Below are 22340 nucleotides of genomic sequence, written 5' to 3'. Positions count from 1 at the left end.
TTTTATGAAAAAGAATGCATTGCTTGTAGAAGCAAATCCTCATAAAAACTGGATCAAAAAGTACGCTGATATCCGGAATCATTCCGTAGAGATCTGCGGCCCGTTAGAGATTGAAGACTATGTGGTGCAGCCCATTGTGGATGTAAGTCCTCCAAAATGGCATTTGGGACATACCACCTGGTTTTTTGAAACTTTTATTTTGCAGCCTAACTTTCCGGGGTATGAAGTTTTTGATCCCCAGTATAATTTTGTGTTCAACAGTTATTACGAAACCATAGGAGCGCGTGTAATCCGTACTGACAGGGGGAATTTAAGCCGTCCGTCAGTTTCAGATGTTTTTAAATATCGTGAATATGTAGACCAAAAGATGGATGAATTTCTTCAGAGTGAATATCTTACAGAATCACTGGAATCATTGCTGGAATTAGGCTTAAACCATGAACAGCAGCATCAGGAATTATTACTGACGGATATTAAATATATTTTAGGACACAATCCTTTATTTCCCGCTTACAAAAAAGAAAATATTTCAAAAAAACAAAATTCTGGCAGCTCAGAAATGATCAGTTTCTCAGAAGGAATTTACGAAATTGGTTTTCATGGTGTAGGTTTCTGCTTTGATAATGAGCTTGGAAGACACAAAATCTATCTGAATGAATTTAAAATTTGCAGCCAGCTTGTGACCAATAAAGAATATTTAGAGTTTATAGAAGACGGTGGTTACGAAGATTTCCGTCACTGGCATGCCGAAGGTTGGGATTGGGTAACGCAAAACCATGCAAAATCCCCTTTATATTGGCATTTTATTGATGGTAAATGGATGAATTATACTTTGAACGGTCTTCAGGAAATTGATTTAGAAGAAGCTGTTTGTCATATCAGTTTTTTCGAAGCCTCTGCTTTTGCTTCATGGAAAGGAAAACGCCTGCCTACCGAAGCTGAATGGGAGACAGCATCAGGATATTTTGACTGGGGAAAACGCTGGGAGTGGACCAATTCCGCCTATCTTCCATATCCCGGATTCAAAAAAGAAGCCGGAGCTGTAGGAGAATATAACGGTAAATTTATGGTGAACCAAATGGTGCTTCGTGGAGCTTCAATAGCAACCCCGCCGGGACACAGCAGAAATACCTACCGTAATTTTTTCCAGACCCATTTACAGTGGCAGTTTACCGGAATCCGGCTTGCACAATAATTTTGCCTATGATTACAGTAGAATCGGTTTCAAAAAGTTTTAACGGAAAAAAAGCAGTCGATGGGATCTCTTTTCAGGCCAACGATAAGGAAATTCTGGTTCTGTTAGGAACAAGCGGATGCGGAAAAACCACTATGCTTAAAATGATTAACCGCCTCATAGAAGTAGATTCCGGAGATATTTTGATTGATGGTAAAAATATTCAATCCCAAAAAGCAGAAGAATTGCGCATGGGAATTGGTTTTGTTATGCAGCATTCCGGGTTGTTTCCTCATTATACTATTCAACAGAACATTGCAGTGATTCCTGATTTATTAAAATGGGACAAAAAAAAGACAGCAGAAAGAACACACGAATTATTATATAAACTTCATCTTTCGGAAGAACTGCTTTCCCGGTTTCCCAGCGAATTGAGCGGCGGCCAGCAGCAAAGAGTAGGGATTGCCAGAGCTTTGATTGCAGATTCACCTGTTTTACTGATGGACGAACCCTTCGGAGCATTGGACAATATTACCAAAGCTGACATTCATGCAGAATTCAAATCGTTGGAAGAACTTAAAAATAAAACCATTATTCTTGTCACCCATGATGTTCAGGAAGCCTTTGACTTAGGTCATAAAATTTGTTTAATGGATCAAGGAAAGATTATTCAGTCAGGAACCCCAAAAGAAATGCTTTATCAGCCGAAAAATGATTTTGTTAAAAATTTCTTTGCCCAAAACAGGCTATTTCTGGAATATAAAGTAGCCGAAATGAAAGATGTGGAATCTATGATTGATAACAATCGTTTTTTCGAAGAACTTCAATTTTCAGAAAACACTGGAATTTGGGATGCTCTGCAGCAGCTGAGTGCAGACGGTTCACTTTCCGAAGATTACGAAAATCTGGTAAAAGCTTTTAATGAATACCGAAAATTTCAGGCTGTATGAGTGAACAAAGTTTATGGCAGTTTATTACAGAACAGCATGAGAAATTGCTGGTTCAGGTTGTACAGCACCTTGGACTTACATTTTTGTCTTTGTTTCTGTCCATTATAATTGGTGTGCCTTTAGGAATTTTAATTGCCCGAAAAAGAAAATTGTCAGGCTCTGTTTTAGGAGTTGCAGGCGTTTTGCAGACCATTCCCAGTATTGCTTTGCTGGGTTTTATGATTCCTGTTTTCGGGATCGGAGCTACTCCGGCCATTGTTGCATTACTCATCTATGCCCTGTTACCCATCATCAGAAATACCTATACCGGAATTACAGAAGTAGATCCGGCAGTAACTGAAGCTGCAAAAGCAATGGGAATGAACAGGAAACAGATGCTTTTCAAAGTGGAGCTGCCTTTGGCTATGCCTGTCATTATTGCAGGAATCAGAACGGCGGCAGTTATTAACGTTGGGGTTGCAACCTTAGCATCATTTGTGGCAGCTGGAGGTTTAGGTGAATTTATTTTTGGTGGAATTTCTCTCAACAGTACCAATATGATCCTTGCAGGAGCTATACCAGCCGCATTATTAGCAGTTCTTTTGGATCAAACCATTGCGGTTTTACAGAAATTAAGCTATCAGTCAGTAAAGAAATTAAAATATATCATTCCTCTTGCATTAGTTATTATTGGAGGTATTTATTTTTGGAATTCTGCTTCGGGTCATAAACTTAAAGCAGGTTTTACACCAGAATTTATGGGTAGGCAGGACGGTGATCTTGGACTTCGTTCGGTATATGGATTGGATGTGCATCCTTTGGTTGTAAGCGATGCCATTATGTATAAAGCAGCCTATGAGAAAGAACTGGATCTGATCAGCGGATATTCTACAGACGGCAGGATCAAAGCTTTTGATCTTTCTGTACTGAATGATGATAAGAAGATCTTTCCGCCTTATTTTGCTGCTCCGGTGATCAAAACAAAAACACTGGAAAAGTTTCCGGAATTAGAAAAAACTTTGAATCTTTTATCAGGGAAATTCAATGATTCTATCATGACGGATTTGAATTACAAAGCAGATTACCTCAAACAGAGTCCTGAGAAAATAGCCAAAGATTTTTTAATCAAAACGAATTTATATAAAGATTCGCGTAAAGGAAATTTACAAACTATAAAAATCGGCTCAAAAATTTTTGGAGAACAGTATATTCTTGCTGAAATTTACAAAATGCTCATCGAAGGCTATACCGATTATAAAGTGGAAACGAAGACAGGGCTTGGCGGAACAAAAATCTGTTTTGATGCACTGATGAATGATGCCATCGATTTTTATCCCGAATATACAGGAACCGGACTTTTGGTCTTGCTGAAACCATCTGCAGAAACAATAGAAGAAGTTTCTAAAAGCCCGGAAAAAACATTTGATTATGTCAACCTTGAATTCCAAAAACAATATGGAATCCGGTGGTTGAATCCGCTCGGGTTTAATAATGCTTATGCCTTAATGATGCGCAGAAAACAGGCTGAAGAACTTAACATTAAAACCATTTCAGACCTGAAGAATTATCTGGATTCAAAATAATAAATCTAGAGTACACTACAATCTGATTTCAACGAAACCGAAGAAAAAAGAATCCATAATAAAATGAACAATAAGCGCCAATTTTTACAAATTGGCGCTTATTGTTGATGGGAATTGTTGACTGTATTAATGGTATCTAACTGATATAAAACTTTAGTTACAAAAAATTAATCAATAATCGGTGAGAAAAAAATGCACGGAAAGAATAATTTTATTATTTTTATAAAACAAACTAATACATGGAAATAAATGAAAAATATTCGCATATAAATATTTATGTAAATATAATTTACTAAAAATAATCCATTTTTACTTTAATGTTACAAAGTCTTGTTTTGCTGTAGACTTGTTTTTCTATGGCATAAAAGCAAGGTGAAATTAGAACATTTATACGGATATAATTAAACCTGAATATACACCTAAACCCAAATTACTCTTATGGAAAAATTACACAAACACACACATGGCTGCACGCATTGTGCCTGCAATAATCCTGTTTTGGAAATTCTTAAAGAAGAACTTTTCAGTCCGGAAAATGTGGCAAAAATGAAATCCGTTTCCGGAAAAAAAACCAGCCAAAAACCGCAAGCTCTTATGGTGAGCGGAGGAACCATCCGTCCTATGATTGGCGGATCCACTGATACTGTTGAAGCTGTTGGATTTGCCAATGGGAAAGTGGTGATCACCGGTGATCAAAAATCTGTAGAAAAATTTATGCTTAAAAATCATCCAAAATATCAAAAAAAGGTATTAACCGGAACTCAGACTCTGCTTCCCGGTTTAATAGAACCCCATGTTCATATGGTTCCTACTGCAATGATGTCTGATTGGCTGGATGTAAGCCCATTCAATGGTCAGGATTTGCTGCCTGTCTACGATTTAACTTCTGTGGGAGCAATTATCAACAAAAATATTCCTAAAATTCCTGGTTATGTTATTTTGGGAAGAGGGCTGGATCCGTCACTAATGCCTTTTGTGGTAAAAGCTGACGGAACAAAAGAACTTCAGACTATTGATAATACGGTGCTTGACAGTATTAATTCTGAAGTGCCTGTCATGCTATTAAGTGCTTCTATGCACACTCTTTATTTAAATACTAAGGCTTTGCAGCATGTATTCCAAAAAAGCAGTGAGATTCAGAAACAGTACAAGACAGTTGATCAGTATATTTTGGAAACGAAAGGCCAGCTTCAGGAAAGTCCGGAGATGACACCTGCTTTGAAAGTGGTTATGCTGCAGATTATTGCGATGAGCGTTCATATTAATAAATATCTTACTGAACTTTTCCAATTGGCGAATTCCAGGGGAGTCACTTTCATGTATGATGCCGGACTGAATAAAGGTTTTGAAACACTTTTAAGGCTATATTCTGAGATTCATCCTGAATTGGTAAGAACGGGTGGAGCATATATTTGTTCAAGTCAGGAAGATGCCAATAATTTGGGTGCTTATAGGCAGCCTGATGATTATAAACCTGTTTATTACGGACACGTAAAAGTGGTTTCTGATGGTTCTAATCAGGGATTGACCGGGTATCAAAGTGCTCCGTATTTGTGTGATCCTGCTAATAATACAGGGATATTCAATTTTCCGCAGACCGGCATTCCCGCGCATACCATTCCACCGAGTTATAATACATTGATTAATACGGTGGTGGCTGCTAAAGGCTGGCCTCTGATGGTTCATGCCAATGGAGATCAGGCGGTAGCATTTGCAATCAATGCTTATCAAAGCGCTCTTGCTCAGTATAAAGGTCCCGAACTTCGTAACCGTATCGAGCATTGCTCACTGCTGACTCCGGATCAAATTACCAATATGCTTCAAATGGGCGTTTCGCCAAGTTTTCTTATCGGGCATGTTGGGTATTGGGGATATGCCTTTAAAAAAGTGATATTCGGTGAAAAGGCGCAGATGCTGGATCTTTGCGGATCTACGCTGGCTGTCGGGATGAGAATTACCCTTCATAGTGATAATGAAGTAAGTCCGTTAGGTCCTTTAAGAATGATGGAACAATCCATTACCAGAATTATGGAGAAAAAAACAACAAGCATTGACGTTTTGAACAGTGCCGAATGTCTTACTCCGGAACAGGCCCTGATAGCGGTTACCTACGATGCTGCATGGCAGTGTTATGCAGATAAATGGGTAGGTTCATTAAATGAAGGCTACTTTGCCGATTTCGTAATATTAGGACAGGATCCTCTTTCTTTAACGTCTCAATCTCAGCAATATATGAAAATGAGAAATATTCCGGTGTTGGAAACCTGGGTAGGAGGGATCTGTGTATATACGCCGGATCAAAAGACAAGTCAAAATGGAAAGGCGGTGTCCGAAAAAAACAGGGTTGTGTCAGATAGCTTATAGCTGTTTCTGAAAATGTGGACGATTTTTTTTAGTTGAAACAATCAGGGTAGATGCTTTCTACTCTGATTGTGTTTTTTTTAATCTCTGTTCCTTTTATTTCTTTTTTGCTTACTCCTGATGCTTCTGCAATCAATTTTTGTTGTATCAAAAAGATTTTATACTATAATTAAACTGTTTTATGGATAGAGTTCAGGATTAAAAGAATGAACTGCACTCTAACTTATCCCAAATGTGCGGATCCTTTTGTCTGATGTTAATAAAAGATAATTTTTTTCTATATTTTAAAAGATGTATTTTAGTGTTTTACTGATGTTTAGTAAAATGGCCTGTCTTTGTATCTTACACTCCAAAACATGCCTGTCAATATAAAATAAAAAAAGACAATGCCGATAAACCAAATCCCTCCGGACGGAGGCATGTTATACAAAGAAACAGATCTGACTCAGTTTTTCCCTGAGCCATTAAATGCAGTAACTGCAGTGCTTTTTTTAGCCATAGCCATTTTCTGGACCCTTAAAATAAAAGGTAATTTCAAAGAATATCCTTTTTTAACCTACTGCCTGGTTTTATTATACATTGGTGCCATAGGAGGAACAGTTTACCATTCTTTCAGGCAATGGCCGGCATTTATTATGATGGATTGGCTGCCCATTATGCTGTTATGCCTTTCTGCCGGATTTTATTTTGTAGCACAGAGCACCAGATGGTATTATGCTGGAGCCATGGTTCTGGGATATCTGGTTCTTATGTTTGCTTTGAGAAACTGGATTCTGGCAGATAAAACTTCTCTTTTCATCAACCTGAATTATGCAATCATGGCCTCATTTGTACTTTTCTCGGTAATAAGATATTTAATCTATACCCATTGGAAAGCCGGCAAATGGGTAGGCTTCGCCCTATTGTCTTTTGTGTTGGCGCTGACCTTCCGTATTGCTGACAAATGGGAATGGTTCAGCTTCGGAACCCACTTTTTATGGCATACTTTCGGGGCGATAGCAACGTTTTGTATGTTTAATTATATTTTTCTTACGCGGAATGTAGTTGGGAAAAGATAACATTAATTGTTTTAAAATAAACTTAATTGTTCAAATTTTGACAAATATTTAGGATTTGTTGTGAGGTACCACGCTTTAAAGCCTGTTTCCTTACATTTCTTTTTTTCCAATTCCCAAAGCTTTCCTGCTTTTTCTAGATGTCTTTTGTACCTACAAATATTTTTTTGAGGAATGCCTGTTGCTTTAGCTATCATTGAAGCTGTAGCAATATTGCTTTGTAAATATTGAAATATTATTTTCAATTGATTTTCAAAATATAAATGCTGATTACTCTTTTGATAAAGAAAAACTTTTGGATTATCAAATTCTTTAGCTAGTTGCATTTCTGTTTTTGGGAAATGCTTAAATTTTAATGCTTTCATTATACAAAGTATTTATTGTTATACTTTGCAATATTATAGGGGGCATTTAGGGGCATCAATAGGGGAGTACTCCCTATTTTAATTCTTCATAGTCCTTTATTACTTTTTCTTTATGTTTAAAGGCTGTGTAACGCTTTTTGTTTTCAGTTGAATTTTTCAAAAGGCAATTAATATTACCTCTAACTGCTCTGCCTTTCTTATCACTATTAAACCATTTGGAAACTTCAATGTGTAATCTATATTTAGTTTTAAAGTGGTTTCTCTCTAAGTAGGTGAAATAATCTAAATAATCAAGCATAGCTATTACATAAGGTAATTTACTGTCACTTATCAATTGAACTAAAATATTCTGATTTTTTTCTGAAAGTTGTTTTATTTTTTCAAGTTCAAAAAAACCATATTTGTATAAGATTTCGTTCAATATTTGCGTTTTTGTTTGTAATTTTTCAGTTTGTTTTGAATCGTAGTTTATATCAAGATCTCTTTTCTTTAATCCTTCTAAAGTTTTTAAATGTATGTCTGCATCAATTATTGACTTTTTATAAAACTCTTGTAGTTCGTTGAATTTATTTTCAATAAGAGAATTGTCTACACCTTCAATCACACAGCCTTTATCTATTTTCGAATTTAATGCAATGGAACAAATACTTTTTATCTGATTAAATTGGCGCTCTAATAAATCATATTCAGAGGTTTGTAATGGCTCTTCTGTTGCCACTAACATTTTCGAAACCAAATCTGAGAGTTGTTCGTCCCCATTTTTTAAATTCTTTTCATATCTCCGGTAAATCGATTGGTTATGCATTTCACATTTTTTTTTCCGTGTATCCCAATCATCATCAATATTAAAGTCATAAGGTGTCGAAAAATAACCAATGGTCTGTGTATTTTTTTTAGTATAAATTTCTCTTTTTTCTTCTAACCATGATTTGTAAAGAAAATACTTTGCATATATCAATAAAGAATTGTTTTTTTGTCCATAATTAAAGTATGTGTTATAACTATAGTATACTAAATTAATATTTTCATAATAGCTGTTTGCTAGTCGCAAGTATTCTAAATAATCTGATTTATCTTTATTTTCAAAAGCATCTAGAGTTGACAATTTATTTGCTTCCTCTATAAATTTGTATATGGGCTTTAGCTCATCTTCGATTATTTTTACATTTATATTATTTCCATATTTCTGTGAAAAAATTTCTTTTAGATATTCAAATCTTTTCTGGGCATCATATTTTTTAAACCTCTCAATTGCTTCCTCTCTGTTTTTGGGTTCTGGGATTTGAGAGTACTCATAATCTTCTTTCATTCCGATTTGTTTCCCAAATGGAATTCTTTCAATATCTTCTTTAGTTGATTTGCTAAAAACTCTTTTTGAATGTTCATATTTCTTCGATTCTGATAAATTTTCGAATTCAATCGATTTTAATTTATTAATAGCATTTAGAATACTTTTTGTATCTAAGCTTTCAATAGTTACTTTATTTCTATTAGCCTGTATTTCTTTACTTTTCTCTATCTTCAGTTTGTCATCTAAAGATAGAAATGGTTTAAAACAGTCAAACAAAGTTTCGTTAAAATCCTTAACCAAATCATAGGGTAAAAAATTATCTAAACTTAATTGTAGATTTTCAAAGATTGAGACATACTTTTTTTTTGTTTCTAGGATTAATTGGGCATCTTCTTTATTATACTTTTGAGTTTCAACGAGTATTATAAATTCACCAATATTATAAAAGTGGTTATTACCAATATTATTTAAGTCGGTTATTTCTAGCTCATTTATTTTTTCATTAATTATATTTTTGCATTCTTTACGAAAAACGTCAGTAAGCTTATCTCCTTTTTCTGCTATTGTTTCCCTCTCAAATTTATGATTATAGTCTATCTTAGGGTCTAAATCATTATACTTTCTTCTTAAATCAGCAATTTCGTTGAGTAAAGACTTTTGTCTGTTAAAATTTTCAATATTTGAATGTAAAAAATCGATAAAATAAAATATATTTTTAACCTTTTCTGTTATCATTTTCTTGGTTTTTGTTTTTCAAATTTATCTAAAATATTATTATTTGTTTTAGCGTTAATAGTATAGAGGAGAAGTAAGTAAAAACGCTTAAACTAATTTATAGCCTTTTACAAAATAAATAAATCCCAACTTTCGTCAGGATTTTCTCTTATTTTGATTTTTAAATTCTTTTTGTAGTTGATCGATTTCACTTTCAATCTTCTTTAATTCTTTTTCGTTTAGTTTTGTAAATAAATATAACATATCTATTTCAAGAAAATTGCAGAATGTAACAAGACTTTCAATGGTTGGATTAGTTTCAGCTCTTTCAATTCTACCAACATGGTTACTTGAGATATTGAGCTCATTTCCAAGCTGGAACTGTGAAAATCCCCTTTTTAATCTATATAATTGAATAAGTTTTCCAATTTGAAATTTTAATTCTTCTATTTCCCATTTATACATTTAGTAAAGTTTGAGCTTTCCAAAATTTTTCATCAACACATATATGTGTTTTATTGTTTTTTTCTTACATTTGTACAATAAGCTACAATAAAGTAGCTTTGCGATACTTCAAAGAAAAATAGAAGCTATTGCTTAGAATCTCGATTCGAAAACTGGTAATTTTTAGCATACGAGACGATAAGCAGGAAGCTCACGACCTAGGCGTGGGCTCTCTTATCTGTATGCAAGGTATACCAGTGCCCCGAATCGGATATTGTAGAGTCTCATGCCGTTTTTATTTCATGCTGTTTTACTTTTCTACAATCATTTTTTTTCTAAGCTGCTTCACTACATAAAGTATCATGATAGGATACAATGGAGTGTACAATCCATTGCGGCTTCAGGGCTTTCACGGGAACACAGATTATATATCTATTCATCATTTACCATAAAACTTGGCGTACATCGGTAGGCTGGAAACTTTATCGTGCACAAGAAGAAAATATAAACCATTAAAAAAAATAAAGATTTTAAGGAAAGTTAAGGTTCATCAAAGATGGATAAAGCATTTCGCTTAAAAATAGCTTCAGCTATGCTCTTAATGTTTCTTAATCACTTAAAAAATCTTAATGGTTCAGAAAATTTCAAAAATAAAAAATACAAACCCATGAAAAAAAGCAAAACAAACTTTGACCCCCGGTTTCGAGCAGGTAAGAAGCGCTCCGGATTGCAGCTGATGGAAACTTTCTTTCAGTTCAATGAGCTGGATGTTTCCAAAGAAAGGCTCAGCAACATTATGAATTATGCCGTAAAGAGAAATAGTTGGATCAATGAAGATCCCGCGGAGATCTTCCAGTTTCATCAGTCGATGAGGTCTTTAATCCGGGGAGGCTATCTCATGATGCTGAAAGAAAGAAAATGGACGGTTGAAACGCAGCCGGAAAAGATTTCCCCATGGGTTCTTGGTCTGCTTTCGGAGAAAGAATACCGGAATCCTCTGCTGGTTTTCAAAAAAGCATTCCGGGAATACACCCTCAAAGAATTTGATTATTTTATGTCCGGAATTGTCTATTTCTCAATGGGCGTCTATGAAAATCTGCCGGAAAGGAATATCGTGATGCCCTACATTCATACGGTTAAAATGCTGGATGCTGCACATCTTATTCTTCAGAGAAAGAGAGAAAAAAAGATGGCTGATACCCATTCAAGATAAGAGGATTGTGTATAAATTATTGATTCAGATGATTCATGTGCTGATGATATGTTTTTTAGACGCAAAGGTTTTTATTCTTTAAACTTTTGATTGTAAGAGAGCAAAGGGCAGAATCAACTTCGTTGCTTTGTCTAAGCGTATGTCTTAAGCGTACTGCTTCATCAGCGACAAAGTCGCATCACTTTGCCTATTTTGAATAAAGCGTAATGATTCATAAACTTTGCGTTTATTTCTTTAATCAATAAATAATTTCAAATATATCTCCCGCTGAGCTGGTAAAGTCGTAAGATTATTTCCCTTAAAATTGCTCCAAAGTCAGGAGATTTCGGAGAGTAAGTGATACGGATACCACTTATGATTTTACATCGATACATATACCGTAAACTTCGTGCCTTAATAAGAAATGCCCCTAAAAAGTGTCTAACTTTTTGGGGGCAAACCTATTTTAGAAGTATTATATTACTGTGCTTTTACCTGCTCCAGCTTGATGAATATTTTAGTAAGGTTAGGCTGGGAATTGCCTGAAGTAGGGGCTCCTGCCATAATGGTTGCGGTGTAAGCGGTTTTTGAAGCAGAATTACTGTCTATCCAGGTATATCTTCTATGCTCAGGTCCGCCGCCGGATCCATCTATAATCCCTATGTTCCCCCAGTAAGAACTTCCTAGTGCTCCCGTTCCTTGAGGAAACCACGTAGCAGATGAATCTCCCATACCGCCCCATACTCCTGAAGTAATATTGTTGGTAGTTACAGCCGAACCAATATATCCACCATATTCGGTATTATAATTCCAGTATAGGTTAACGGTAGCACCTGTATTATTATACAGCTGTACATTAGGATTGGCAAGCGTTGTACCACTTGTAGTATCAAATATTACCCTGATGGAATATTTGCCATCCGGGCTGGCAAGAGGGAAGGTATAGGCTTGTTTCCCATTGGCATCGGTGGTTAGCGTAGGGTATCCCATCGCAGCCACAGTTGCAATGTCTGCACGGCTGCTGTTTCCCACTGTAGCGGTACAGTTTTGTCCTGCTGTTAAGAAAGGAACTGCAGTGCTGGTTATAGGAAGCGTCATGTCATTAGCGGTGGTAGGAGTTCCACTCACTGAGAATACCAATTCGCCATCACCAAACTCTAAAGTTCCGGGTCTTAGCTGGAAAGTTAATCCGTTTACTATAAAAGAAGCTCCTGAATTATACGCGCCTCCGTTTCCCTGGGTATAGCTCATTTTCAGGTTTCCGCTGTAAGGAGTACCGGCAACATAAGTAGAAGGACTTAAATAAGCTGTGGTACATTGTAATGCAGAAATGGCAGGGGCAACGGCATTTGTTGCCTGTGTAAGTCTTTGCCATACTGTTCCGTCAAAATAATAATAACCTGTAGCAGTAACATTAACACGTTGTCCGGCAGTATCTCCACCCGTAACATCTGTAATATAAATTAATGCTCCGGTCTGATCACTGCTATAGGTACCAGTATTGGCTGTAAGCTCAGTTCTTGTAAGTCTGGGAGCCTGTAATCCGAAGGTTTGTGTGTTATCCGCAATCAATCCTGAAGTATCTCTTTTAGCAGATACATCCACTGTTGTTTTTGGTGAAGCTGTATTGACACCAACTTGAGCTAATGAAAATCCGGAAATAAGAATAGCACTGATTTGTGTAAATTTTGTTTTCATGTTAAAGTGTGATTTGTTAATCCAAATATAACTTTTTTTTATGAATAATAAAGAAAATTATTTATAATTGATAAATAATTAATGAATTAGTAATATTTTGCTTAATTTTAGTATTTTATTTTAGGTTAAAAATTATTTATATCAAAAATCTGTTTTTCTCTGAATTCTTTCTTTGATTGTTCTTTGCTTGAAAAGATGTCGCGTTAATTACGAGTTTTTCTGACGTAAGGTTTATATTTTTTGAAATTATTGATTTTAAGAAAATAAAGGATAGAAGAGGCTGTCTTAAAAGTGTCATTCCTTGCCCGCTTACAATACAAAAGAATGATTAATGAACTTTGCGATAATCTTTTAATCAAAAATAATTTTATAAATTTCAATGAACCCAATACAAACAATCTCCCATTTACCAGCTTTTGCTTTCTTATTAGGGATAATATAATAAAATGTTTGAATTGTTCATTGCTTTTTCTTTTTAATATTGAAAGAAAGATGATTTACTTATATTTGCCCCGCAAAGCAAATCTAAATGTTCAAAAAAGTAAGTACAGTATTTATCCTTGGATTTTATACGGTTTTTTGTTCGGCCCAACAGGTCCGGCCCTCAAAATCATCTGAAATTTACCGCGAAATCAAAACCCTGAAACAGCTGCCTAAAGTTTTATACCTTGCAGCTCATCCCGATGATGAAAATACAGGATTGCTTTCCTGGTTAATCAATGACCAAAATGTAGAAACAGGTTATTTGTCTTTAACCAGAGGAGATGGCGGTCAGAATTTATTAGGCACAGAGCAAGGTGCTGCGTTGGGATTGATCAGAACGCATGAACTTTTAGAGGCAAGAAAGTTAGACGGAGCCCAACAGTTTTTTACCCGGGCGATTGATTTCGGGTTCTCTAAAAACACGACTGATACCTTTAAGCAATGGAATGCAGACAGTATTACAGCAGACGTAGTTTGGGTAATCCGAAAATTCCGTCCGGATGTGATTATCTGTCGTTTTCCACCTACTGCTGCGGCAGGGCACGGACAGCATGCGGCTTCGGCGGTGGTTGCAGAAAAAGCTTTCAAACTGGCAGGTGACAAAACAGCTTTTCCGGATCAGCTAAAATATGTAAATGTATGGCAGCCAAAACGAGTACTGTGGAATACTTTCCGGTTTGGTTCAGTTAATACAACAGCTGAAAATCAACTGAAAGTAACAGTAGGGCAATACGATGCACAATTGGGAATGGGCTATGGTGAATTGGCAGGGTTAAGCAGAAGTTTACATAAAAGCCAGGGTGCAGGAACACAATCTGTAGCCGGTATCAGAACCGAATATTTTTCCCATGTTGTCGGTGAGCCGGCAAAAACAACACTTTTCGATGGAGTCGTTAAAAGCTGGACTTCACAAGGAAACGCTGATATTGATCAATCGTTAGATCAAATTATCTCATCTTTCAATTTCAATAACCCAGACCAGAGTTTACCAGCTTTGCTTGCTTTACGAAAAAAAGTAATGGGACTAAAAGATGCAGAACTGAAAAAGGATAAAATTAAATCTCTTGATAATATCATTTTAAGCTGTGCCGGGTTTATGGGCGAGGTGGTTACCAATCAGGCTGAAGCTGTTGCCGGAGATCATTATAATTTCAGGTTAAATCTGATTTCAAGAGCTGCAAATCCTGTCGTTTTAGAAAATGTACAATGGTTAAGTCAATCAGAAAACTTCAACAGAAAGCTCTCAAAAGATTCTTTAATTACCATTCAGCATGATATTCAGATTCCTGCAGATGCAGCAATCACAGAACCTTATTGGTTAGCAAAACCGCCCACGAATGCGGCCACTTTCTCTGTTCCAAATGATACTTTAATCGGTTTGCCTGAGGCAGAATCACCACTGAATGTTTTGCTTGGTTTAAAAATTGGTTCAGAAAATTTTCAGGTTAAACTTCCTCTATCTTTCAAGAAATTAGATCCGGTTCGAGGTGATGTAGTTGAAGCCTTGCGCATTGTTCCTGCATTGGAACTGAAATTTACACAGCCGCTTTATTTAGCCAAAGAAAATGAAGATTTGCATTTGAGTTTAATTTTTAAGGTTAATTCCAATAAACAGTTCAACAATGGTAAATTAAACCTGATGTATAATGGAGAACAATTAGGGAGTACTAATATAAGTTCGATCAATGGAAAAGATACTACTATCGATTACGTGATTCCAAAAAATAAGCTTGCCTCAATACATTCGGATCGTTTGCAGCTGGATGCCGGTTTTGTTGCAGGTGGAATAACTTACAATAAAAAACAAATATTAATTCAGTATCCGCATTTGCCTTTCTTGCAATATTTTGCGCCTGCTGCTGTAACCATAATGAAAGGTGATATTCAGGCAAAGGTTAAAAAAGTAGGTTATATAGAAGGTGCTGGCGATTTCATTCCTGAATTCCTACGCATTGCAGGTATTCAGGTAGATGTGCTGAAAGATGAAGATTTTTATGGCAGCTTAGATGGATCCGGCGGAAACGGCAGTCAAAACAAACTATCACAATATGATGCTATCGTTTTGGGGGTTCGTGCAAACAATACCGAGAAAAAGCTGGGCCGCTGGATGCCTTTTTTATGGTCTTATGTAAAAGGCGGAGGTAATTTAGTGATGCAGTATAACACCAATCAGGATACGACCGTTGACCAATTGGGGATGTACAACTTTAATATTGCTAATAAGCGTGTTACTGAAGAAAATGCTGCGGTTACTTTTTTAAATCCAAATCATAAATTATTGAACTTTCCAAATAAAATTACAGCAGATGATTTTAAAGGCTGGGTACAGGAGCGTGGCGCCTATTTCCCTGCTCAATGGGATGCAGCGTATGAACCGCTTTTTGAAATGCATGATACAGATGAAGAACCACTGAAGGGTTCCACTTTATATGCCAAATACGGGAAGGGTAATTTTATTTATACCCCTTTGGCGTTTTTCAGACAGCTGCCTGCGGGAAATGTGGGTGCAGCGCGTTTATTTTTTAACTTTTTATCTGCACAGAAAAACTGATGAACAATAAACTTAAAAACTGGAACCTCTGGTATATACTATTAGCCGTTGCATTAGTATTACAGATCGCATTTTATTATGGTTTTACTAAATTCTGGGCATGAGTAATATAGATTGGACAGTTCTTATTTTTACACTTGTTGCAGTGGTGGTGTACGGTGTATTCATCGGCCGTGGCCAAAAAAGTAATGAATCTTACCTGAAAGCAGATAATAAAATGCCCTGGTATATTGTGCTGATAGGGATTATGGCGACACAGGCAAGTGCTATTACCTTTCTTTCGGCACCGGGACAGGCATATACAGACGGCATGCGTTTCGTTCAGTATTATTTTGGTCTGCCTTTGGCAATGATTGTGATCTGTATCACTTTTATCCCGATTTTTCAGCGCTTAAATGTTTACACGGCTTATGAGTATTTAGAAAATCGTTTTGATAAAAAAACAAGAGTGCTTACTTCACTGCTTTTTCTTTTCTCCAGAGGATTATCAACGGGAATCAGCATTTACGCGCCCAGTATCATTTTATCAAGCGTATTAAACTGGAATATTTATTTAACCAATGTATTAACAGGTGGTATTCTGTTGATCTATACCTATGTTGGAGGAGCAAAAGCAATTGCCCATACCCAAAAATTACAGTTTCTCATTATTCTGGGAACAATGGCTTTTGCAGGGTATTTACTTATTCAAAATATGCCGAATGGAATTGGTTTTAATGATGCGCTTTATCTGGCGGGGAAATCCGGAAAGCTGAACGTAATCACTACAGAATTCGATTGGAAAGATAAATACAATATTTGGAGTGGTTTAATTGGAGGTTTTTTTCTGGCGCTTTCTTACTTCGGGACAGATCAGAGTCAGGTGGGGAGATACATTACTGCGAAAGACAACACTAATGCAAAAATGGGTTTGCTGTTAAATGGATTGGTTAAAATTCCGATGCAGTTTGCAATTCTTCTGATTGGTGCTTTGCTTTTTGCATTCTTTTCTCTAAAACCGGCTCCGATTTATTTTAACGAACGTTCTTATCAACATTTAAAAGAAGTAAAACCTGAACAGGCTGCAATCTTTGAAAAAGAGCATCAGGATTTACAGATAAAGTTCAATGCAGAATCGAAAGAAATTTTAGAGCTGAAAGAAACTCATTCACCCAAGCTCACAAAAACGATTCAGGATTTTAAAAGCACACAAACCCAAGTAAAGGCATTGCACGGCAGGGTAGAGGAAGCGATCAATAATTCAAACTATAATGCCGAGAAAACGGATACCAATTACATTTTCCTGTATTTCGTAAAAAATACTTTGCCTGTAGGGATGATCGGTTTACTTTTTGCCGTCATTTTTCTGGCCAGCTGGGGTTCTATTTCGGCAGCACTGAATTCCCTTGCCGCCTGCTCCCTGAAAGATGTTCATCTGATATTTAAAAAAGAAATTCCTGATGAGAAAACCGAATTGAAGTATAGCCGTCTGCATACTTTAGCATGGGGTATTTTCTCAATCGGTGTAGCGATGTTTGCTACTCAAATGGGCTCCCTTATTGAAGCTGTTAATGTACTGGGTTCTCTTTTCTACGGACCGATATTAGGGATTTTCCTGGTTGCATTTTACTATAAAAAATCGAAGGTTCTAATGTATTTATTGCAACAGTTTTATCTGAAATTGCGGTTATTGCCGTGTATCAGTTCGATATTGTTTCTTTTCTTTGGCTTAATGTAATAGGCGCAGCGGCAGTCATTATATTTTCTACAATCGGATTACTGTTTTATAAACAGAAAGAAGTAAATTCGTAAATAAATAATAACAAAAACGAACAAATAAAAATAATATGAAAACAATGATTAAATCTGCTACCGTACTTTTTGCTGCGATGACGATTTCAGTGAATGCTTTTGCGCAGGAGACTAAAAAGCCTGCCAGTCCTCCGGCTACTGCTACGGGAAAAATTAAAGATGCAAACATTACCATTGCCTATAGCAGCCCTTCTGTTAAAGGACGTACCATATGGGGTGGTTTAGAAGCTTACGATAAAGTTTGGCGTGCGGGTGCCAATGAAGCCACTACCTTCGAAACAGATAAAGATATTACCATTCAGGGTAAAAAGCTTCCTGCAGGTAAATACAGCTTTTTCTTAATCCCTAAACAAAGTGGAACCTGGACTGCCATTTTTAACAAAGAGCCAAAACAATGGGGCGCTTATAAATACGAGGAAGCAAAGGATGCTTTACGTGTTGATGTAAAAACAAAGGCTTTACCAGCAACACAGGAAACTTTAGTTTATAAAATAAACAATAACGGATTCACAATGGATTGGGATAAAATCTCAGTTCCTGTAGAGATTAAATAAATTTAGATCTCAGAAATTAAAATCCCGTTAATACGGGATTTTTTTGTTTATTGTATGAAAGATTACTGAAGTGTTTTTTTAAGACAATTTATTTCAAAAAGGATAACGGTTTTACACTTAAAATATTAAACACTAAATGTTAAATTGTAAAAATTTAATATAGAGATGTTTATGGATAAGAAAAGAGACAACTAAAAAATAGTTGTCTCTTTAAGTGACCTCGACAGGATTCAAACCTGTAACCTTCTGAGCCGTAATCAGATGCGCTATTCAGTTGCGCCACGAGGCCTTGTGTTACCTTGTTGTTTAAAGGTTTGCAAATATAGCACTTTTTTCCGTTCTTTGAAAGATGAAACAAAGAATTTTACTTTTATTTACGGTTTTTGCGCTAACAGCTTGTAAAAGAGAATCAAAAATTTCGTCCTCAGATTGGACTAATATCTCTGCCCGTACCCAATTTAAGGAACATGATGGAATCTTGGAGCTGAAATCGGGAAATTACGCGTATAATTTTAAGCAAAATCAAACTCCTTTTAAGAAAATAATCTTACTCAATGCGAGTATGGCCGGATATATTTCAGAGCTTGGAGCAGAAAATATAATCATCGGTGTTTCAAGTCCGGAATATATTTATTCAGCAAAAATTCAGAACCTTATCAAAGAAGGAAAAATTCAAAATGTAGGAAGTGAGCAGAAATATGATGTGGAAAAGATCATTTCCATGAAGCCGGATGCTATTTTTACCAATCATATTGCCAGTTTTGACAATACATATGAATTGTTGAAAAACAACGGAATTCAGGTAATATTTCTGGATGAATATATGGAGCAGAAGCCTTTGGAAAAAACGGCTTATATCAAACTTTTCGGAGAGTTATTAGGAAAAGAAAAAGAAGCTGAATCCAAATATCAGGAAGTTGAGAAAAACTATAATGATTTGAAGAAGCTTGCTTCCACTGCCAGAGAAAAACCTGTTGTTCTTGCTAATGAAATGTATGGAGATGTCTGGTATCTTCCTGGTGGAAATACTTCTGTTGCCCATTATATTTCGGATGCCAATGCCAATTATATCATGAAGGACAATAAAGATGAAAAAGCTTTGACAATGAGTTTTGAAGAAGTATATGCCAAAGCGGGAAGCGTTCAGTACTGGGTGAATGCAGGAAGTCATACCTCAAAAAAAGAAATGCTGGGAATGAATCCTTTCTACGGAAAACTGGATGTATTCAATAAAGGAAAAATCTATACGATAGCCGGGAAAGAAAATTTGAAGGCTAATGACTTCTTCGAAAGTGGTGTTGTAAGAGCAGATTTAATCCTTAAAGACTACATCAAGATCTTCCACCCGGAACTTTTACAGGATTATCAGCTTACTTATATGAAAGAATTGCAGTAAATCATAGTATTTGCTTATTTTTGCCTTTCCTTGTTATCAAATTATGTGGAAAAAAATTAAACAGCTTATTTTCATCATTCTCGTTTTGAATGTAGTTTTCATTATCTGGGGCAGATTTTTTAATCCGCCCATCACGCTTACCCAGATAGGAGGGCTTTTTGAATACGGAAAACTGCACAGGGATTATATTTCCTATGACGAGATGGGAAGCAATGTGAAAAAAGCAGTGATAGCCTCTGAAGATCAGAAATTTTTTGATCATGACGGTTTCGATTATACAGCCATCGAAAAAGCGATGAAAAACAATGAGAAAGGCAAAAAAATAAGAGGCGGAAGCACCATTTCCCAGCAGACTGCAAAGAATGTATTTCTCTGGCAGGGAAGAAGCTGGGTGAGAAAAGGGTTGGAAGCCGTTTACACATTCATCATAGAAAAAGTATGGAGTAAAGATATTATCCTTGAAAGATACCTTAATTCTATTGAAATGGGGCAGGGCGTATTTGGAGTGGAAGCTGCCGCACAATATTATTTTGGAAAATCTTCCAAAGATCTAAGTACTTCAGATGCAGCCTGGATTGCTGCTGTATTGCCTAATCCAAAGAAATATGATCCTAAAAATCCGTCACCTTATTTAAGAAAGAAACATAATTGGATCATGAGACAGATGAGGAATGTGAGTTTGAAATAGTATCTTTGTACTAATGAAATTCTTTAATTCCAGCACAAACTTTGAGTCAGTTCTTAAAAAATACTTTTCTTTTAAGAATGAAACCCTTTCTTTAGAACCCTTTGCAGAGTTTTTAGAGACCATTAAGGAAGCAGACTTCACAGATGTGCTCAATTTCTTCAGAAGCAATCCTAATTCTGCTGAAAATTTTAAATATTACATTCATAATATTTTTAGAGGACGGCCTTTCAATCTTTCACTCACTGAAGCCAATATTCTTTCAGAAAATGCTTTCTTTCCGGAGCTTAAAAAAAGAATCCTGAACAAGGTTTTACCACCTGTTGAAAATGAAAAAACAGTGTGGTATATGATTGATAATGTCAGTATGAGACCCCAAAAGGATCTGAAATACCTGCACAATCTTCCGGAAAATGAGATTAATGAATTTTTAAACCTATTAGGAGCTTCAGATTTTATTGTGAAGCCTAATGTGAAAAAAGAGCTCATTTTTTCTATGAATATTCTTTCATGGAGGGTCACAGGCATGGCTATGGAAGTGGAAGTGGTAAGAATGGCTCCGCAGTACAGGAATTTGGATAACCCGTTTCTAGCCCTTCAGAACGAACTGGAAACATTAGCCGAAGATTTGGTAAAAGACCCTGAGCTTCAGCTGCATTCCAAAGACAGCCGATATAAGCAGATTAAAATTTACGCGGAACAATGCCAGGAATTTGTAAATATTGCTTTTAAAAATTCAGCCAAATATGGTATTTCCGGCAAAATTAATCAGTCTCTTTTAAAAATCCGTCAGCAGACGGAAAGAATTTATGAAATTGTTCAGTTACTCGTGATTGATAATGACGAAGATATTCTGATAAAATCTAAACAGCTGATCTTTAATATTCTGAATTACAAATCTCACAAGAATAATATTTCAGACCTGATCAATGACAGTACGAGATTAATTTCACACCTTATTACCAACCACACCGCAGAAACAGGGACCCATTATATTACTTCTACCCGAAAAGAATATATGACCATGTTCTACAAAGCGAGTGGTGGAGGGATTATTGTAGGAGCGCTTTGCGTACTGAAAATGCTCTACGGATACATTCCCGGAAGTGATTTTTCACACGCCTTTTTGTATTCCATGAATTATGCCATGGGATTTGTGATGATCTATCTGATGGGTTTTACTTTAGCTACAAAACAGCCTGCAATGACTGCCGCTACGATGACAAAAGTATTATCCGAAGAAGGAAATGCCCAAAGGAACAATACGGAATTTGCCCATTTGGTTTCCAAACTATTCAGAAGCCAGTTTATTGCCTTTGTAGGAAATGTATTGCTTGCTTTTCCGGTAGCGCTTGCCATCATTTACGGACTGGATGTATTTTTCTCACAAAACCTTGCGGTAGAGCGTTCTGATAAATTATTAAAAGATCTTGATCCCTTTAAATCGAAAGCCATTCTGCATGCCAGTATTGCCGGATTTTATCTTTTTATTTCCGGAATTATTTCGGGGAATATCGGGAACAATTCCGTGTTTTATCAGATTCCGGAGAGAATTGCTAAAAACCTTTCTATCAGAAGTTTCTTTGGAAAGAAATTCGCAAAAGGACTTTCAAAATATTATGCCAAAAACTGGCCGGGAATTGTTTCTAATTTCTGGTTCGGAGTTTTCCTTGGGGCAACAGCTCCGGTAGGAATGTTTTTCGGGCTGGATCTGGATATCAGACACATTACCTTTGCAGCCGGAAACTTTGCTTTAGGGTTATATGGAAAAGACTTCTCCGTAGATTCCTATACATTCTGGATGTCTTTTATTACGGTATTTCTAATAGGTTTTTTCAACTTTTTAGTAAGTTTCAGTTTATCGATGTTTCTGGCATTCAGATCAAGAAAAATGAATTTCGGACAGGTAAGTGAAATCTATAAAGAAATTTTCAGGTACTTTACAAAGCATCCTCTGAAATTCTTCCTGCCATTACGTTCCGGATTAGATAAAAAAGCAGATGATTTGATGAGCAGTACTATTTCCAATAAATCAGATGAACATTAATACAATAAAAAATGCTGCCCTCGGGTA

Annotated in this window: 16 protein-coding genes and 1 tRNA gene; 12 read left to right on the top strand and 5 right to left on the bottom strand. The window is 36.1% G+C overall.

Features of this window, described 5'->3' with window-relative positions; translation table 11 throughout:
* The first annotated feature begins 4 nt into the window (after positions 1–4).
* The 5 genes from egtB to CLU97_RS13000 all read left to right on the top strand — a co-directional run bounded on the left by egtB (position 5) and on the right by CLU97_RS13000 (position 7105).
* Complete coding sequence (egtB, locus tag CLU97_RS13020; RefSeq protein ID WP_121489743.1) at positions 5–1195, top strand: ergothioneine biosynthesis protein EgtB; 1191 nt, start codon at positions 5–7, stop codon at positions 1193–1195.
* 8 nt (positions 1196–1203) lie between these two features.
* On the top strand, positions 1204–2124 hold the full coding sequence (locus CLU97_RS13015) for an ABC transporter ATP-binding protein (protein WP_121488306.1): 921 nt from the start codon (positions 1204–1206) through the stop codon (positions 2122–2124).
* Positions 2121–3686: an ABC transporter permease/substrate-binding protein gene (locus tag CLU97_RS13010; RefSeq protein WP_121488305.1), complete on the top strand. Its 1566-nt coding sequence runs from the start codon at positions 2121–2123 to the stop codon at positions 3684–3686. The genes CLU97_RS13015 and CLU97_RS13010 overlap by 4 nt, the downstream gene beginning before the upstream one ends.
* A gap of 438 nt (positions 3687–4124) precedes the next feature.
* Complete coding sequence (locus CLU97_RS13005; RefSeq protein WP_121488304.1) at positions 4125–6050, top strand: amidohydrolase; 1926 nt, start codon at positions 4125–4127, stop codon at positions 6048–6050.
* Between the two features lie 383 nt (positions 6051–6433).
* Positions 6434–7105: a hypothetical protein gene (locus CLU97_RS13000; RefSeq protein WP_121488303.1), complete on the top strand. Its 672-nt coding sequence runs from the start codon at positions 6434–6436 to the stop codon at positions 7103–7105.
* Positions 7106–7116: 11 nt separating this feature from the next.
* Here CLU97_RS13000 and CLU97_RS12995 read toward each other — a convergent pair whose 3' ends face one another.
* The 3 genes from CLU97_RS12995 to CLU97_RS12985 form a co-directional block, all read right to left on the bottom strand.
* Positions 7117–7467, bottom strand: coding sequence for a hypothetical protein (locus CLU97_RS12995; RefSeq protein ID WP_228437693.1), 351 nt, complete (start codon positions 7465–7467; stop codon positions 7117–7119).
* A 73-nt stretch (positions 7468–7540) separates the two neighbouring features.
* Positions 7541–9493, bottom strand: a complete 1953-nt coding sequence (locus CLU97_RS12990; protein WP_121488302.1) for a hypothetical protein — start codon at positions 9491–9493, stop codon at positions 7541–7543.
* A 135-nt stretch (positions 9494–9628) separates the two neighbouring features.
* Positions 9629–9937 carry a helix-turn-helix domain-containing protein gene (locus tag CLU97_RS12985; protein ID WP_121488301.1) on the bottom strand — a complete coding sequence of 103 codons (309 nt, stop codon included), beginning with the start codon at positions 9935–9937 and terminating at the stop codon, positions 9629–9631.
* A gap of 646 nt (positions 9938–10583) precedes the next feature.
* Here CLU97_RS12985 and CLU97_RS12980 point away from each other — a divergent pair.
* Entirely contained in the window at positions 10584–11129 is a 546-nt protein-coding gene (locus CLU97_RS12980) for a hypothetical protein (RefSeq protein ID WP_147436479.1), read from the top strand.
* Positions 11130–11588: 459 nt separating this feature from the next.
* On the opposite strand, the gene CLU97_RS12975 is transcribed toward CLU97_RS12980, so the two are convergent.
* Complete coding sequence (locus CLU97_RS12975) at positions 11589–12806, bottom strand: hypothetical protein (protein ID WP_121488299.1); 1218 nt, start codon at positions 12804–12806, stop codon at positions 11589–11591.
* Positions 12807–13335: 529 nt separating this feature from the next.
* Here CLU97_RS12975 and CLU97_RS12970 point away from each other — a divergent pair.
* From CLU97_RS12970 to CLU97_RS12960, 3 genes are all read left to right on the top strand, one after another.
* Positions 13336–15840 (top strand): PIG-L family deacetylase, encoded by a 2505-nt coding sequence (locus tag CLU97_RS12970; protein ID WP_121488298.1) that lies wholly within the window; start codon positions 13336–13338, stop codon positions 15838–15840.
* A 100-nt stretch (positions 15841–15940) separates the two neighbouring features.
* Positions 15941–17557 (top strand): sodium:solute symporter, encoded by a 1617-nt coding sequence (locus CLU97_RS12965; protein WP_228437691.1) that lies wholly within the window; start codon positions 15941–15943, stop codon positions 17555–17557.
* Between the two features lie 109 nt (positions 17558–17666).
* On the top strand, positions 17667–18185 hold the full coding sequence (locus CLU97_RS12960) for a DUF2911 domain-containing protein (protein ID WP_121488297.1): 519 nt from the start codon (positions 17667–17669) through the stop codon (positions 18183–18185).
* A 215-nt stretch (positions 18186–18400) separates the two neighbouring features.
* On the opposite strand, the gene CLU97_RS12955 is transcribed toward CLU97_RS12960, so the two are convergent.
* A tRNA-Arg gene (locus CLU97_RS12955) sits at positions 18401–18474 on the bottom strand.
* A 60-nt stretch (positions 18475–18534) separates the two neighbouring features.
* Between CLU97_RS12955 and CLU97_RS12950 the strand changes: the two genes are divergently transcribed.
* From CLU97_RS12950 to CLU97_RS12940, 3 genes are read left to right on the top strand one after another with little or no spacing between them, the layout of a single operon-like run.
* Positions 18535–19581, top strand: a complete 1047-nt coding sequence (locus CLU97_RS12950) for an ABC transporter substrate-binding protein (RefSeq protein ID WP_183084566.1) — start codon at positions 18535–18537, stop codon at positions 19579–19581.
* A gap of 43 nt (positions 19582–19624) precedes the next feature.
* On the top strand, positions 19625–20269 hold the full coding sequence (gene mtgA, locus CLU97_RS12945) for a monofunctional biosynthetic peptidoglycan transglycosylase (protein ID WP_121488296.1): 645 nt from the start codon (positions 19625–19627) through the stop codon (positions 20267–20269).
* A gap of 13 nt (positions 20270–20282) precedes the next feature.
* Positions 20283–22313: a recombinase gene (locus tag CLU97_RS12940; RefSeq protein WP_121488295.1), complete on the top strand. Its 2031-nt coding sequence runs from the start codon at positions 20283–20285 to the stop codon at positions 22311–22313.
* Positions 22314–22340: the final 27 nt, after the last annotated feature.

Source organism: Chryseobacterium sp. 7 (genome assembly GCF_003663845.1).
In the GTDB taxonomy this organism is placed as follows: domain Bacteria; phylum Bacteroidota; class Bacteroidia; order Flavobacteriales; family Weeksellaceae; genus Chryseobacterium.
Note: the sequence above shows the minus strand (reverse complement) of the source record. Positions and strands in the feature narration are given on the sequence as shown.

Bases quoted from the DNA above. Each gene is read 5' to 3' on its own strand.
- egtB (WP_121489743.1), top strand. From the start codon at position 5: ATGAAAAAGAATGCATTGCTTGTAGAAGCAAATCCTCATAAAAACTGG.
- CLU97_RS13015 (WP_121488306.1), top strand. From the start codon at position 1,204: ATGATTACAGTAGAATCGGTTTCAAAAAGTTTTAACGGAAAAAAAGCA.
- CLU97_RS13010 (WP_121488305.1), top strand. From the start codon at position 2,121: ATGAGTGAACAAAGTTTATGGCAGTTTATTACAGAACAGCATGAGAAA.
- CLU97_RS13005 (WP_121488304.1), top strand. From the start codon at position 4,125: ATGGAAAAATTACACAAACACACACATGGCTGCACGCATTGTGCCTGC.
- CLU97_RS13000 (WP_121488303.1), top strand. From the start codon at position 6,434: ATGCCGATAAACCAAATCCCTCCGGACGGAGGCATGTTATACAAAGAA.
- CLU97_RS12995 (WP_228437693.1), bottom strand. From the start codon at position 7,467: ATGAAAGCATTAAAATTTAAGCATTTCCCAAAAACAGAAATGCAACTA.
- CLU97_RS12990 (WP_121488302.1), bottom strand. From the start codon at position 9,493: ATGATAACAGAAAAGGTTAAAAATATATTTTATTTTATCGATTTTTTA.
- CLU97_RS12985 (WP_121488301.1), bottom strand. From the start codon at position 9,937: ATGTATAAATGGGAAATAGAAGAATTAAAATTTCAAATTGGAAAACTT.
- CLU97_RS12980 (WP_147436479.1), top strand. From the start codon at position 10,584: ATGAAAAAAAGCAAAACAAACTTTGACCCCCGGTTTCGAGCAGGTAAG.
- CLU97_RS12975 (WP_121488299.1), bottom strand. From the start codon at position 12,806: ATGAAAACAAAATTTACACAAATCAGTGCTATTCTTATTTCCGGATTT.
- CLU97_RS12970 (WP_121488298.1), top strand. From the start codon at position 13,336: ATGTTCAAAAAAGTAAGTACAGTATTTATCCTTGGATTTTATACGGTT.
- CLU97_RS12965 (WP_228437691.1), top strand. From the start codon at position 15,941: ATGAGTAATATAGATTGGACAGTTCTTATTTTTACACTTGTTGCAGTG.
- CLU97_RS12960 (WP_121488297.1), top strand. From the start codon at position 17,667: ATGAAAACAATGATTAAATCTGCTACCGTACTTTTTGCTGCGATGACG.
- CLU97_RS12950 (WP_183084566.1), top strand. From the start codon at position 18,535: ATGAAACAAAGAATTTTACTTTTATTTACGGTTTTTGCGCTAACAGCT.
- mtgA (WP_121488296.1), top strand. From the start codon at position 19,625: ATGTGGAAAAAAATTAAACAGCTTATTTTCATCATTCTCGTTTTGAAT.
- CLU97_RS12940 (WP_121488295.1), top strand. From the start codon at position 20,283: ATGAAATTCTTTAATTCCAGCACAAACTTTGAGTCAGTTCTTAAAAAA.